The organism is Kitasatospora sp. NPDC127060 (genome assembly GCF_042724935.1).
GTDB lineage: Bacteria > Actinomycetota > Actinomycetes > Streptomycetales > Streptomycetaceae > Kitasatospora.
Map to the genome: position 1 here is coordinate 165,414 of NZ_JBHXEG010000001.1, position 12,564 is coordinate 177,977.

Annotated in this window: 12 protein-coding genes; 6 read left to right on the forward strand and 6 right to left on the reverse strand. The window is 71.8% G+C overall.

Annotation, left to right across the window (positions count from 1 at the left end):
• Positions 1-84: 84 nt before the first annotated feature.
• From leuA to ACFWIS_RS00710, 4 genes are all read left to right on the forward strand, one after another.
• Positions 85-1,881 (forward strand): 2-isopropylmalate synthase, encoded by a 1,797-nt coding sequence (gene leuA / locus ACFWIS_RS00695; RefSeq protein ID WP_380455459.1) that lies wholly within the window; start codon positions 85-87, stop codon positions 1,879-1,881.
• Positions 1,882-2,119: 238 nt separating this feature from the next.
• Positions 2,120-2,791 carry a TerB family tellurite resistance protein gene (locus ACFWIS_RS00700; protein ID WP_380455457.1) on the forward strand — a complete coding sequence of 224 codons (672 nt, stop codon included), beginning with the start codon at positions 2,120-2,122 and terminating at the stop codon, positions 2,789-2,791.
• Positions 2,792-2,998: 207 nt separating this feature from the next.
• A complete protein-coding gene (gene recO, locus ACFWIS_RS00705; RefSeq protein ID WP_188304435.1) occupies positions 2,999-3,745 on the forward strand; it encodes a DNA repair protein RecO in 747 nt (248 codons plus the stop codon).
• Between the two features lie 4 nt (positions 3,746-3,749).
• A complete protein-coding gene (locus tag ACFWIS_RS00710) occupies positions 3,750-4,589 on the forward strand; it encodes an isoprenyl transferase (RefSeq protein ID WP_380455455.1) in 840 nt (279 codons plus the stop codon).
• Between the two features lie 88 nt (positions 4,590-4,677).
• On the opposite strand, the gene ACFWIS_RS00715 is transcribed toward ACFWIS_RS00710, so the two are convergent.
• From ACFWIS_RS00715 to ACFWIS_RS00730, 4 genes are read right to left on the reverse strand one after another with little or no spacing between them, the layout of a single operon-like run.
• Positions 4,678-5,088, reverse strand: coding sequence for a Fur family transcriptional regulator (locus tag ACFWIS_RS00715; protein ID WP_188304433.1), 411 nt, complete (start codon positions 5,086-5,088; stop codon positions 4,678-4,680).
• 35 nt (positions 5,089-5,123) lie between these two features.
• Positions 5,124-6,086, reverse strand: a complete 963-nt coding sequence (locus tag ACFWIS_RS00720) for a metal ABC transporter permease (RefSeq protein ID WP_380455453.1) — start codon at positions 6,084-6,086, stop codon at positions 5,124-5,126.
• A complete protein-coding gene (locus tag ACFWIS_RS00725; RefSeq protein WP_380455452.1) occupies positions 6,083-6,847 on the reverse strand; it encodes a metal ABC transporter ATP-binding protein in 765 nt (254 codons plus the stop codon). The genes ACFWIS_RS00720 and ACFWIS_RS00725 overlap by 4 nt, the downstream gene beginning before the upstream one ends.
• A 14-nt stretch (positions 6,848-6,861) precedes the next feature.
• A complete protein-coding gene (locus tag ACFWIS_RS00730) occupies positions 6,862-7,836 on the reverse strand; it encodes a metal ABC transporter substrate-binding protein (protein ID WP_380455450.1) in 975 nt (324 codons plus the stop codon).
• 191 nt (positions 7,837-8,027) lie between these two features.
• On the opposite strand from ACFWIS_RS00730, the gene ACFWIS_RS00735 reads away from it, so the two are divergent.
• Positions 8,028-9,410, forward strand: a complete 1,383-nt coding sequence (locus ACFWIS_RS00735; protein WP_380455448.1) for a glycine--tRNA ligase — start codon at positions 8,028-8,030, stop codon at positions 9,408-9,410.
• A 103-nt stretch (positions 9,411-9,513) separates the two neighbouring features.
• Here the strand turns inward: ACFWIS_RS00735 and ACFWIS_RS00740 are convergent, their stop codons facing one another.
• Together ACFWIS_RS00740 and ACFWIS_RS00745 are read right to left on the reverse strand one after the other, a co-directional pair.
• Positions 9,514-10,707, reverse strand: coding sequence for a hypothetical protein (locus tag ACFWIS_RS00740; RefSeq protein ID WP_380455446.1), 1,194 nt, complete (start codon positions 10,705-10,707; stop codon positions 9,514-9,516).
• A gap of 207 nt (positions 10,708-10,914) precedes the next feature.
• Positions 10,915-11,496, reverse strand: coding sequence for an NADAR family protein (locus ACFWIS_RS00745; RefSeq protein WP_380455444.1), 582 nt, complete (start codon positions 11,494-11,496; stop codon positions 10,915-10,917).
• 317 nt (positions 11,497-11,813) lie between these two features.
• Between ACFWIS_RS00745 and ACFWIS_RS00750 the strand changes: the two genes are divergently transcribed.
• Complete coding sequence (locus tag ACFWIS_RS00750) at positions 11,814-12,551, forward strand: alpha/beta hydrolase (protein ID WP_380455442.1); 738 nt, start codon at positions 11,814-11,816, stop codon at positions 12,549-12,551.
• Positions 12,552-12,564: the final 13 nt, after the last annotated feature.

The window sequence follows — 12,564 nt, forward strand, 5'->3', positions numbered from 1 at the left end:
GGCGCAGCAGAGGCCGGCCAGTCGGTGTTGATCCCTCCCGACCCGCCCGCACCACGCATCCACAGGAAGCCGAGAGTCCCCTCCATGACCGAGCAGACCTCCGCCGCGTCCGTCCCCGCCGCTCGCGCCTTCGTCGACCGGCCGACCCCGATCACCGCCGCCTCGGTGCGCCAGCGGCCCTCGGGCATGCGCACCGGGCGCTACCTGCCGTTCGGCACCGTCGACCTGCCGGACCGCACCTGGCCGGACCAGGTGATCACCAAGGCGCCGCGCTGGCTCTCCACCGACCTGCGGGACGGCAACCAGGCGCTGATCGACCCGATGTCCCCGGCCCGCAAGCGGAAGATGTTCGACCTGCTGGTCGCCATGGGCTACAAGGAGATCGAGGTCGGCTTCCCGTCCTCCGGGGCCACCGACCACGCCTTCGTGCGGTCGCTGATCGAGGAGGGGGCGATCCCGGAGGACGTCACCATCTCGGTCCTGACCCAGGCCCGCGAGGAGCTGATCGAGAAGACCGTGGAGTCGCTGGTCGGCGCCCCGCGGGCGACCGTCCACCTGTACAACGCGACCGCGCCGCTGTTCCGCCGGGTGGTGTTCCGCAACGACAAGGCCGCCACCAAGGCGATCGCGGTCGACGGCACCCGGCTGGTGATGGAGTACGCGGAGAAGCTGCTGGGCGACGACACCGTCTTCGGCTACCAGTACTCGCCGGAGATCTTCGTGGACACCGAGCTGGACTTCGCGCTGGAGGTCTGCGAGGCGGTGATGGACGTCTGGCAGCCGGGCGAGGGCCGCGAGATCATCCTGAACCTGCCGGCCACCATCGAGCGGGCCACCCCCAACGTCCAGGCGGACCAGTTCGAGTGGATGTCGCGCCGGCTGTCCCGCCGGGAGTTCGTCTGCCTGTCGGTGCACCCCCACAACGACCGGGGCACCGCGGTGGCCTCCGCCGAACTGGCCTACATGGCGGGTGCGGACCGGATCGAGGGCTGCCTGTTCGGGCAGGGCGAGCGGACCGGCAACGTCGACCTGGTGACGCTGGGGATGAACCTGTTCTCGCAGGGCATCGACCCGCAGATCGACTTCTCCGACATCGACGAGGTGCGCCGCACCGCCGAGTACTGCAACCAGATGGAGGTGCACCCGCGCCACCCGTACGCCGGCGACCTGGTGTACACCTCCTTCTCCGGCTCGCACCAGGACGCCATCAAGAAGGGCTTCGAGGTCCTGGAGGCGGACGCGAAGGCCGCCGGAGTTCCGGTGGAGGAGCACACCTGGGGCGTGCCGTACCTGCCGATCGACCCGAAGGACGTCGGCCGCACCTACGAGGCGGTCATCCGGGTCAACAGCCAGTCCGGCAAGGGCGGGGTGGCGTACGTCCTGAAGAACGACCACAAGCTGGACCTGCCGCGCCGGATGCAGATCGAGTTCTCCCGGATCATCCAGGCCAAGACCGACGCCGAGGGCGGCGAGGTCAGCCCGGCGGAGATCTGGCGGGTCTTCGAGGACGAGTACCTGCCGACCACCGGCAACCCGTGGGGCCGGCTGTCGCTGGCCGGTTCGCGCACCCTGACCACCGAGGACGGCCGGGACGCGCTGACCGCGCAGGCCGTGGTGGACGGCACCCCGGTGACCCTGTCCGGCACCGGCAACGGCCCGGTCTCGGCCTTCGCGGACGCGCTGGCCCGGATCGGCGTGGACGTACGGGTGCTGGACTACGCCGAGCACGCGCTGAGCGAGGGCGGCGACGCCCAGGCCGCCGCGTACGTGGAGTGCGCGGTGGACGGCAAGGTGCTGTGGGGCGTGGGCATCGACGGCAACACCGTGCTGGCCTCGCTGAAGGCGATGATCAGTGCCGTCAACCGCTCGCAGCGCGGCTAATTCGTACGGGTGGTACGCGAAGGGCCGTCCCGTGGGCGGCCCTTCGACGTGTGCGCCGCCCGTTGTGGCCTGCGCCACATTTTTTCGGATCGGAAGCCGTTCGAGGTACTGACACGTGCCGGTAACCGTGGCAACATCGATCCACCGGAAAGCCGGGCCGGTGGGACGGCCTCGGTGTCCGGTCGCGTGACCTGCCCATAGTTGTGCAGGCCGCCTGCCATGTCTGGGGAGTGGCGCCGTGACCAGGTTGTGGGGTGTTCGCCCGAGGTGGCGGACCGATGTTCTCGGTGACTTCTTCTGCCCGGGCTGCGGCGGGGACCGCAACTACCGCCGGCAGCACGGCCGGCCGTGGCTGCGACTGCTGGGCACGCCCGTCGTTCCGCTCGGGTCGGTGATCGGCAGCGTCCAGTGCACCAGCTGCCACGGGCGCTACGGCGTCGAGGTCCTGGAGCAGCTCACCAGCGTGCGCCTCGGCGCGATGCTGCGGGACGCCCAGTACACGATCGCGCTGGCCCTGCTCGCGGCCGGCGGCACCGCCCACCGGGCGGCCCGCGAGGCGGCCTGCACGGCGGTGCGCGAGGCCGGGTTCGAGGACTGCGGCGAGGCCCAGGTGCTGGCCGCGCTCGCCGCGCTGTCGGGGCTCGGCGGCGAACTCCACGACGCCCACGGGATGGCCGGGGGCCTGGCCGTGGAACTGCGCGCGGTGCTCGAACCGCTCGCCCCGCACCTGGCCCGGCAGGGCCGGGAGCGGCTACTGCTGCAAGGGGCCGCGATCGCCCTGGCCGACGGGCGCTACCTGCCGCAGGAGCGCGAGGCGCTGGCCGCGGTGGGGAGTTGTCTGGACCTGCCGCAGAGCCAGGTGCCGGCGCTGCTGGAGGCGGCGACCCGGACGCCGTACGAGAACCTGTAGGCCTTTCCGGCCCCGGCCCGGCGGACCCGTCCGCGACGGACCTCCCGTATCCCCCACGAACGGGCCCGGTCCTCCCCGGTTTCGGCCGGGAGGACCCCCACTCCGGGCCCGCCGTGACCCGCACCGCGGTGGTCCTCCCCCACGGCCCCCGGTGCGGGCAACACGGCTGTCCGCGGCCGGGCCCGGCGGTGGGGGACAATGGTCGGCATGAGTCTTTTCCGGGACGACGGCGTCGTGTTGCGGGCGCAGAAGCTCGGCGAGGCCGATCGGATCATCACCCTGCTGACCCGCCAGCACGGCAAGGTGCGGGCGGTGGCGCGCGGGGTGCGGAAGACCAAGTCCAAGTTCGGCGCCCGCCTGGAGCCGTTCTCGCACGTGGACGTCCAGTTCTTCAGCCGGGGGAGCGAGCTGATCGGGCGCGGGCTGCCGCTCTGCACCCAGGTGGAGACCATCGCCCCGTTCGGCGGCTCGATCGTCACCGACTACGGCCGCTACACCGCCGGCACGGCGATGCTGGAGACGGCCGAGCGCTTCGCCGAGAACGAGGGCGAGCCGGCCGTCCAGCAGTACCTGCTGCTGGTGGGCGGGCTGCGCACACTGGCGGCCGGGACGCACGAGTCGCACCTGGTGCTGGACGCCTTCCTGCTGCGCTCGCTCGCGGTGAACGGGTACGGCGCGAGCTTCACCGACTGCGCCAAGTGCGGCCTGGACGGGCCGAACCGTTTCTTCTCGCTGCAGGCCGGAGGGGTGCTCTGCGCGGACTGCCGAGTGCCCGGATGTGCCGTACCCTCCCCTGAGACACTGGTACTGCTCGGGGCGCTGCTGTCAGGGGACTGGCGGACGGCCGACGCCTGCGAGCCGCGGTACTGGCGGGAGGGCAGCGGCCTGGTCGCGGCCTATCTGCAGTGGCACCTGGAGCGGGGCATCCGCTCGATGAGATACGTGGAGAAGTGAGCACATGGCAGCGCGACGGCTCTTCGGCGGCGGCAAGCAGCGGGACTACGTTCCCCCGACCCCGCACCCCAGCGGCGCCAAGCCCCCGAAGATCCCCGGCGAGCTGGTCCCCGACCACGTCGCCATCGTGATGGACGGCAACGGCCGTTGGGCCAAGGAGCGCGGGCTGCCCCGCACCGAGGGCCACAAGATCGGCGAGTCCGTCGTGCTGGACGTCCTCAAGGGCGCGATCGAGCTCGGCGTCAAGAACATCTCGCTGTACGCGTTCTCCACCGAGAACTGGAAGCGCTCGCCCGACGAGGTGAAGTTCCTGATGAACTTCAACCGGGACGTCATCCGCCGCCGCCGCGACGAGATGGACGCGATGGGCGTGCGGATCCGCTGGGCCGGCCGGATGCCCAAGCTGTGGAAGAGCGTCGTCCAGGAGCTGCAGGTCGCCGAGGAGCAGACCAAGGGCAACGACGCGGTGACGCTCTACATGTGCGTCAACTACGGCGGCCGGGCCGAACTCGCCGACGCGGCCCAGGCGCTCGCGCTGGACGTGGCGGCCGGCCGACTGGACCCCAAGAAGGTCAACGAGAAGACCCTCGCCAAGTACATGTACCACCCGGACATGCCGGACGTGGACCTGTTCCTGCGCCCCAGCGGCGAGCAGCGCACCTCCAACTTCCTGCTCTGGCAGTCCGCGTACGCCGAGTTCGTGTTCCAGGACGTGCTCTGGCCGGACTTCGACCGCCGCGACCTGTGGCGCGCCTGCGAGCAGTTCGCGATGCGCGACCGCCGCTTCGGCGGGGCGATCCCGAACGAGCTGCCCGCGCCGCTGGAGCTGCCGACCCAGCGCTGACCGCCGACCGGTGCACGGGGAAGGGCCCGCAGGATGCGCTCCTGCGGGCCCTTCGCGGTCGTCCGTGCGGGCTGCCCCCGTACGGAGGTCAGCCCTTCTTCGCGCAGTCCGCGCAGGTGCCGAAGATCTCCAGGGTGTGGGCGATGTCGCTGAACCCGTGCTCGGCGGCGACCGAGTTGGCCCAGCGCTCCACCGCGGGGCCCTCGACCTCGACGGTGGCGCCGCAGTGCCGGCAGACCAGGTGGTGGTGGTGTCCGCTGCTGCACCGGCGGTAGACGGCTTCGCCGTCGGCGGTGCGCAGCACGTCCACCTCACCGGCGTCGGCGAGCGACTGCAGGGTGCGGTAGACCGTGGTCAGACCGACGGAGTCCCCGCGGTGCTTGAGCAGGTCGTGGAGCTCCTGTGCGCTGCGGAAGTCCGCGATCTCGTCCAGGGCCGACGAGACGGCGGCACGCTGCCGGGTCGATCGGGCGCGCGGCGACGGGCCTGCGGTGGTCACCGTGGGTCCTCCTGGGGTCGTGGGCGTCACGCACCTCATTGTGCCAGCCCGGCCCGCTCCTCCGGAGTGGTCACGGCGGAGGAACTCTTTCCCGGGTCCTGGCCGGGGATCCGGCCGGTGATGGGGCCGGGCAGCCGGACGTCGCAGACCTGCGGTCCCCGGTCGGCGTCGCCGCGGCGCCGGTGGCGGCGGCGGGCGAGCGGGGCGGCGATCACGCTGAACACCGCGAAGACCGCGATGGCCAGCAGCACGATGGCCGGGCCGGACGGCACGTTCAGCTGGTAGGAGCCGGTGACACCGGCCAGGGCGACCACCACGCCGAGCGCGATCGAGGCGGCCTGGGTGGCGGCGAAGGAACGGGTGAGCTGCTGGGCGGCGACCACCGGGACCACCATCAGGGCGCTCACCAGCAGCAGTCCGACCACCCGCATGGCGACCGTGACGGTGACCGCGGCCATCACCGCGAGCAGCAGGTTGAGGGTGCGCACCGGCACCCCGGTGACCCGGGCGAAGTCCTCGTCCTGGCAGATCGCGAAGAGCTGGCGGCGCAGGCCGACGGTGACCGCGATGACCACCGCGCCGAGCACCGCGATGGTGGCCAGGTCGGCTGGGGCGACGGTGAGGATCGAGCCCCACAGGTAGCTCTCCAGCGAGCCGGCCCCGGCCTGGGCGGACATCGAGACCAGCAGCTTGCCGCAGGCCATGCCGCCGTAGAAGAGCATCGCGAGGGCGATGTCGCCGCGCTGGTTGCCGCGCGAGCGGACCAGCTCCATGGTGACCGCGCCGAGCACGCAGACCAGCACGGCCATCCAGACCGGGCTGGTCTGGAAGATGAAGCCGAGGCCGACGCCGGTCATCGCGACGTGGCCCATGCCGTCGCCCATCAGGGCCTGGCGGCGCTGCACCAGGTAGATGCCGACGGCGGGGGCGGTGATCCCGACCAGCACGGCGGCCAGCAGGGCGCGCTGCATGAAGTCGTAGGAGAGCATCTCGGTCATGCGAGCAGCCTCGGCGGGGTGAGGTCGGCGTGCGGGTGGACGTGGTCGTGGCCGGGCAGCGCGTGCAGACCGGTGTTGGGCACGGGCGGGCCGTCGTGCGCGACGCAGCCGTCCCGCAGCACCACGGCGCGGTCGATCAGCGGCTCCAGCGGCCCGAGTTCGTGCAGCACCAGGAGGACGGAGGCGCCGCGGCCGACCTCGGCGCGCAGGGTGTCGGCGAGCACCTGCTGGCTGGCGGCGTCCACGCCGGCCATCGGCTCGTCCATGATCAGCAGGTCGGGGGTGCCGACCAGGGCGCGGGCGATCAGCACCCGCTGCTGCTGGCCGCCGGACAGGTCGGCGACGCCGTCCCCGGCCCGGTCCAGCATGCCGACGGCGGCCAGCGCGCGGTCCACCGCGGCGCGGTCCCGGCGGCGGAAGGGCAGCAGCCGGTGCTGCGGCAGCCGTCCGGTGGAGACCACCTCGCGCACGGTGGCCGGGACGCCGGAGGCGGCGGTGGTGCGCTGCGGGACGTACCCGATCCGGTGCCAGGCGCGGAAGGAGCCGTACGGGGTGCCGAACAGCTCCAGGGTGCCCCGCTCCAGCGGCACGGAGCCGATCACGGCCTTGACGGTGGTCGACTTGCCGGAGCCGTTGGCGCCGAGCAGGGCGACGACCTCGCCCGGTCGGACGGTGAGGTCGACGCCGCGCAGCACCGGCCGGCCGCCGCGCGCGGCGACGGCGTCACGGAGGCGGACGGCCGGGGGTATCGGGTGGGTCATGGTGTGGTGTCCCGTCAGCTCGCGGGGGTGGCGGCGGGGGCGCCGAGGGCGGCCTGGAGATTGGCCAGGTTCTGCTTCATGACGCTCAGGTAGTCGTCCTTGGCGGGGTCCTTGACGCCCTCCAGCGGGTCCAGGACGGCGGTCTTGAGGCCGAGGTCCTTGGCGACGGTGTCGGCGAGCTTGGGGCTGACCAGGGTCTCGAAGAAGATCGTGGTGACGCCGTTGTCCTTGGCGGCCTTCTGCACCTCGGCGAGGCGGGCCGGGGTGGGCTCGGACTCCGGGTCGACGCCGTTGATGGCGACCTGGGTGAGGCCGTAGTGGTCGGCGAGGTAGCCGAAGGCGGCGTGGCTGGTGACGAAGGTCTTGGTCCTGGCGTCCTTGAGCCCGGCCTGGAACTCCTGGTCCAGCGCGGTGAGCTTGCCGACCAGCGCGTCGGTGTTCTTCCGGTAGTCGTCGGCGTGTGACGGGTCGGCCGTGGCGAACTCGGCGCCGACACTCTTGGCGATCGCGGCGTAGCGGGTCGGGTCGAGCCAGATGTGCGGGTCGCCGGCCGGGCCCTCGTGCCGGTGGCCGTCGGCCTCGGAGGTGCCCTCGTCGAGGTGGTGATCGACCAGCGGGCTGGCGGCGGTGGCGTCGATCCGGTGCTTGCTGGACGACTGGTCGACGGCCTGGTCGACGGTGGGCTGGAGGCCCTTGAGGTAGATGATCGCGTCGGCCTTCTGGACGCCGGCGACCTGCTTGGCGGTGAGCTCCAGGTCGTGCGGCTCGACGCCGGGCGCGGTGAGGTCGGTGACCGACACGTGGTCCCCGCCGATCTGCCGGGCCAGGAACTCCATCGGGTAGAAGGAGGCGACGACGCTGAGCCTGCCGTCCGAGCCCTTGGCGCTGCTGCTGCCGCCGCAGGCCGTGAGGGCCAGTGAGGCGGCGAGGGCGGTGGTGGCGAGGGCGGCGGTCGTGCGGGTCCGGCGGCTGGGCAGTCCGATCATCATGACAATCATTCTCATCTGAAGTGGAAATGATTGTCAACTCACTCGGAAGGGTGAACGAGAGGTGTCGATGGGTGGGGGAAGCCGGACGATACCGATTTGAACCCCGTACCCGTCTGGCCGGTAATCTGAGGTACTCGGGTACGAGCAACCAGCCGTGCCCTGACCGTGCCGTACGTACTGAAGAGAGCACTGTGGCCGCCGACAAGATCGACACGATCGTCAGCCTGAGCAAGCGCCGTGGCTTCGTCTACCCCTGCAGCGAGATCTACGGCGGCACGCGTGCCGCCTGGGACTACGGGCCGCTGGGCGTCGAACTCAAGGAGAACATCAAGCGCCAGTGGTGGCGCACGATGGTCCAGGCCCGCGAGGACGTCGTCGGCCTCGACTCGTCGGTCATCCTCGCCCGCGAGGTCTGGGAGGCCTCCGGCCACGTCGCGACCTTCAACGACCCGCTGACCGAGTGCCTCTCCTGCCACAAGCGCCACCGGGCCGACCACCTGGAGGAGAAGTACGAGGCCAAGCACGGCTTCCCGCCGCCGAACGGCCTCAAGGACGTCAACTGCCCCGACTGCGGCACCAAGGGCCAGTTCACCGAGCCCAAGGACTTCTCGGGCATGCTGAAGACCCACCTCGGCGTCACCGAGGAGGCGAGCGGCCTGGCCTTCCTGCGCCCCGAGACCGCCCAGGGCATCTTCACCAACTTCAGTGCCGTCCAGACCACTTCGCGCAAGAAGCCGCCGTTCGGCATCGCCCAGACCGGCAAGAGCTTCCGCAACGAGATCACCCCCGGCAACTTCATCTTCCGCACCCGCGAGTTCGAGCAGATGGAGATGGAGTTCTTCGTCAAGCCGGGCGAGGACGAGCAGTGGCACGAGTACTGGCTCCAGCAGCGCTGGGACTGGTACGTCGACCTCGGCATGCGGACCGAGAACATGCGCTTCTTCGAGCACCCGAAGGAGAAGCTGTCCCACTACGCCAAGCGCACCGTGGACATCGAGTACCGCTTCAACTTCGGTGGCAGTGAGTTCTCCGAGCTCGAGGGCGTCGCCAACCGCACCGACTACGACCTGCGGGTGCACAGCGAGGCCTCCGGCAAGGACCTCCGGTACTTCGACCAGGAGAGCGGCGAGCGGTACTTCCCGTACGTCATCGAGCCGGCGGCCGGCCTCAACCGCGCCATGCTGGCCTTCCTGATCGACGCCTACTTCGAGGACGAGGCGCCCAACGCCAAGGGCGTCATGGAGAAGCGCGTCGGCATGCGGCTCGACCCGCGCCTGGCCCCGGTCAAGGTCGCCGTGCTGCCGCTGTCGCGCAACGCCGAGCTGTCCCCGAAGGCCCGCGGCCTGGCTGCCGACCTGCGCACCGCGTGGAACGTCGAGTTCGACGACGCGGGCGCGATCGGCAAGCGCTACCGCCGCCAGGACGAGATCGGCACGCCGTTCTGCGTGACGGTCGACTTCGACACCCTCGAGGACAACGCCGTGACCGTGCGCGACCGCGACACCATGTCGCAGGAGCGCGTGTCGCTGGACCAGGTGAAGGGCTACCTGGCGGCGCGTCTGATCGGCTGCTGAGTCCGGTACTTCGGGGAGCCCCCGGCCGTCCTCCTCGGTGAGGGCGGGCGGGGGCTCCGCCGTTTTCCGGTCACTCCGATCACTCCGATCGACCTCGTGCCGGTCAGCGCCGGCCCCAGCGGGGGCGCGGGGCCGGCGGGGTGGTCGGCAGACCGGCCGTGCGGAGGGCGGCGAGGGTGCTGCGGTGGTGGGTGGGGTCCGCCAATAGGGCGTCCAGCAGCCGGCCGTAGAGCCCGGGGTGGCCGTCCAACGCGGCGGCCAGGCGCACCAGTTCGACGGGCGGGCGCAGCGCGGCCAGCTCGTGCAGCAGCAGGGTGGCGAGTGCGGACGGCAGTTCGGTCGCGAGGTCGGCGAGGTCGGCGGTCGGGCGGCCGGCCGCCTGGCGCAGCAGGGTCCGCACGTCGGCGGGGCGGCCGTGCTGCTGGAGGCAGGTGGCCAGGGAGGTCAGCTCGGGCGTCGGGGCCGAGCCCCACTCCCAGAGCAGGGTGGCGCCGTCGGCGTGCTGCCCGGCCCGCTCCAGGGCGGCGAGCAGGGCCGGGACGGCGGTGGCCGGGTAGGCCCAGAAGGCGTGGAACAGTTCGGCGGCCTCCTCGGCCAGGCCCAGTTCGCGCAGCTGCGCCAGCACGGCGACGGCGCGGTCCGGGGTGCCCCGGGCGGCGGTCCGGGCGAGCTGCAGCGAGGCGCCGGTCGGGCCGCGCTGGGAGAGCATCCCGACCAGCAGGGCGGCGTCGGCGGGGGCGAGGCGGGTGGCGGCCTGGTCCAGCAGGTCCTGGGCCTCGGCGAGGGCGCCGCCGCGGTGGAGTCCGGTGATCCGCTCGGTGAGGGCGCCGAGGTCGGGTCGGGTGGGTGGCGGTGGTGGCGGTGGTGGCGGTGGTGGCGGTGGTGGCGTCGGGGCCTGGCGGGGGTGGGGCTCGGGGTGCGGCGGTCCGGGGTGCGGCGGCTCGGAGTGTGGAGGGCCGGAGTACGGGGGTTCCGGGTGCGGGGGTTCCGGGTGCGGGGGCTCCGGGGGGTGCTGCCGGTGTCTGAGGTTGAGCTCCAGCTCCTGTAACTGATCGCTCAGTTGGAGGCAGCGCGCGCCCAGGCCCTCGCGGAGGGTGCGGGCCTGGGCGAGCTGCCGCAGCAGCTCGCCGTCCGGGCGCTGGCGGCCCGGGTTCGCCCGTACCGTCTCGTTCAGTCGTCGTTCGCGTTGGCCCGCGTAGCGGCTCGCGCGGAGCAACTCATCCAGTTCTGCCCGGAGTTCGGCGGCCCGTTGCTCGCCCTCCGGTTGCTGGCCTGCGGATTCTTCCGTCGACCGCATGCGCATGATCGCCCCAACCTGTCCATCTGTGCCCTGACTGCGGGACATCCTGGCGTCGGAATGTGGCGATGGAGTTACGAGAGCGCGACCAGTCGTGCCCGAGTGGTGTCAGGGAGCGCGCAGGGGGCGGTCGTTGCGAGAAGTGCGCCGGTCGCGCTCCGGGCGGGGGGTCGGCTCCCGGGGCCGGTCCGGTGATGCGGCCCGGCGTCAGCCGCCGAGCCGCGCCCGCGCCTCCATCAGGGCGAATCCGAGCAGGTTCAATCCCCGCCACTCCAGGGGGCGTTCGGCCCGGATGTCGTCCGCGGCGAGCCCGATGCCCCAGATCCGGTCCAGCGGGCTGGCCTCCACCAGGACGCGGCTGCCGGTGCCCAGCAGGTACTCCCGCAGCGCCTCGTCCTGACCGAACTTGGCGACGTTCCCCGCGACCACCAGCTCGAACCGGCCCGCCGCCCAGACGTCCTGGTCGAAGTCCTTGACCAGCCGGCCCAGCTTCTTCGCCTCGGCGGGCGTCCGGGCCTCCAGCACCTGCCGCTCGATCGCCTCGTCGCCGAACATCCGGGCCTTCCCGGCCATCATCCAGTGCTCGGCGGAGGCGTACGCCACCCCGTCGACGGTGAACCGCCCAGGCCACCACTGGCTCAGGCACTCATGTCGCGCTCCACCGCCCTCGCGTGCGGTGTGCCCCCAGAACATCACCCACTTCGGCCGCCTTCCGGCGGCCATCAGGGCGGCCAGCTCCTCGCGGTCCCGGACGTCGGCGAAGGACCGCCGCACCTGCTTCTCGCTCATAATCGTCATTCTGACACGAAGGGTCCGGGGGTCGCCAACGGTTTGCCGGCGGCGTGCTCGTGGGCCGGGCGGGCGGAGAAAAATCGCTTGCGCGGGTGGTGATCGGGCGACAAGATCCTCTCGACCGCGAAACCGCGCAAGGAGGTGAGACCCCGTGAACGCGATAACCCCATGGGTGCTCCCCCTCTCGTCACGGTCGGGCGACTGACACAGGTTCCGCCGGGAGCGCCTCGACAACACGGCACTCCCGAAAGGCCATGGCCATGTCTTCTTCTCTTTCTTCTCTGAAGTTCAGCTCCGACGCGCCGGTGAACGGCATGCGTGAGCGCGAGTTCACCGTCGACGGCGTCCCCGGAGTCCTCTGGTCGCCGGTGTCCGGCGCCGACCGGGCGTCCGTCGGCACCGCGCCCCTGATCCTGATGGGCCACGGCGGCGGCAACCACAAGAAGCACCCCGCGATGGCGGGCCGGGCCCAGCGTCTGGTGGCCGGCTGCGGCTTCCACGTCGCCGTGCTCGACGCGCCCGGTCACGGCGACCGGCCGCGGTCGGCGCACGACGAGGCCGAGATCGCCGAGCTCTTCCGGGCCCGGGCGGCCGGCGAGCCGGAGGGCCCGATCGTCGTCCGCTACAACGCCCACCTCGCCGCACTCTCGCTGCCCGAGTGGGTGGCGGCCCTGGACGCGCTCCAGGAACTGCCGGAGATCGGCACCGACGGGCCGGTCGGCTGGTTCGGCCTCAACATGGGCACCGCGATCGGCGTCCCGCTGGTCGCGGGCGAACCCAGGATCAAAGCCGCGGTCTTCGGCCAGCACTGGCCGGACGTCCTGGCCGAGCACGCACGGCGGATCACCATCCCGATCGAGTACGACCTGCAGTGGGACGACGAGCACATATCCCGCGAGGACGGTCTCGCGCTGTTCGACGCCTTCGCCTCGACGGAGAAGACGCTGCACGCCAACGCCGGTCGGCACAAGGAACTGCCGAGGTTCGAGGCGGACAGCGCGGTGCGCTTCTTCGCCCGGCACTTCGGTCGGCCGATCGGCGTGCTCGCCTGACGGGTGCGGCGGC

Bases quoted from the DNA above. Each gene is read 5' to 3' on its own strand.
- ACFWIS_RS00710 (WP_380455455.1), top strand. From the start codon at position 3,750: ATGGCAGCGCGACGGCTCTTCGGCGGCGGCAAGCAGCGGGACTACGTT.
- leuA (WP_380455459.1), top strand. From the start codon at position 85: ATGACCGAGCAGACCTCCGCCGCGTCCGTCCCCGCCGCTCGCGCCTTC.
- ACFWIS_RS00725 (WP_380455452.1), bottom strand. From the start codon at position 6,847: ATGACCCACCCGATACCCCCGGCCGTCCGCCTCCGTGACGCCGTCGCC.
- recO (WP_188304435.1), top strand. From the start codon at position 2,999: ATGAGTCTTTTCCGGGACGACGGCGTCGTGTTGCGGGCGCAGAAGCTC.
- ACFWIS_RS00745 (WP_380455444.1), bottom strand. From the start codon at position 11,496: ATGAGCGAGAAGCAGGTGCGGCGGTCCTTCGCCGACGTCCGGGACCGC.
- ACFWIS_RS00750 (WP_380455442.1), top strand. From the start codon at position 11,814: ATGCGTGAGCGCGAGTTCACCGTCGACGGCGTCCCCGGAGTCCTCTGG.
- ACFWIS_RS00720 (WP_380455453.1), bottom strand. From the start codon at position 6,086: ATGACCGAGATGCTCTCCTACGACTTCATGCAGCGCGCCCTGCTGGCC.
- ACFWIS_RS00740 (WP_380455446.1), bottom strand. From the start codon at position 10,707: ATGCGGTCGACGGAAGAATCCGCAGGCCAGCAACCGGAGGGCGAGCAA.
- ACFWIS_RS00730 (WP_380455450.1), bottom strand. From the start codon at position 7,836: ATGATGATCGGACTGCCCAGCCGCCGGACCCGCACGACCGCCGCCCTC.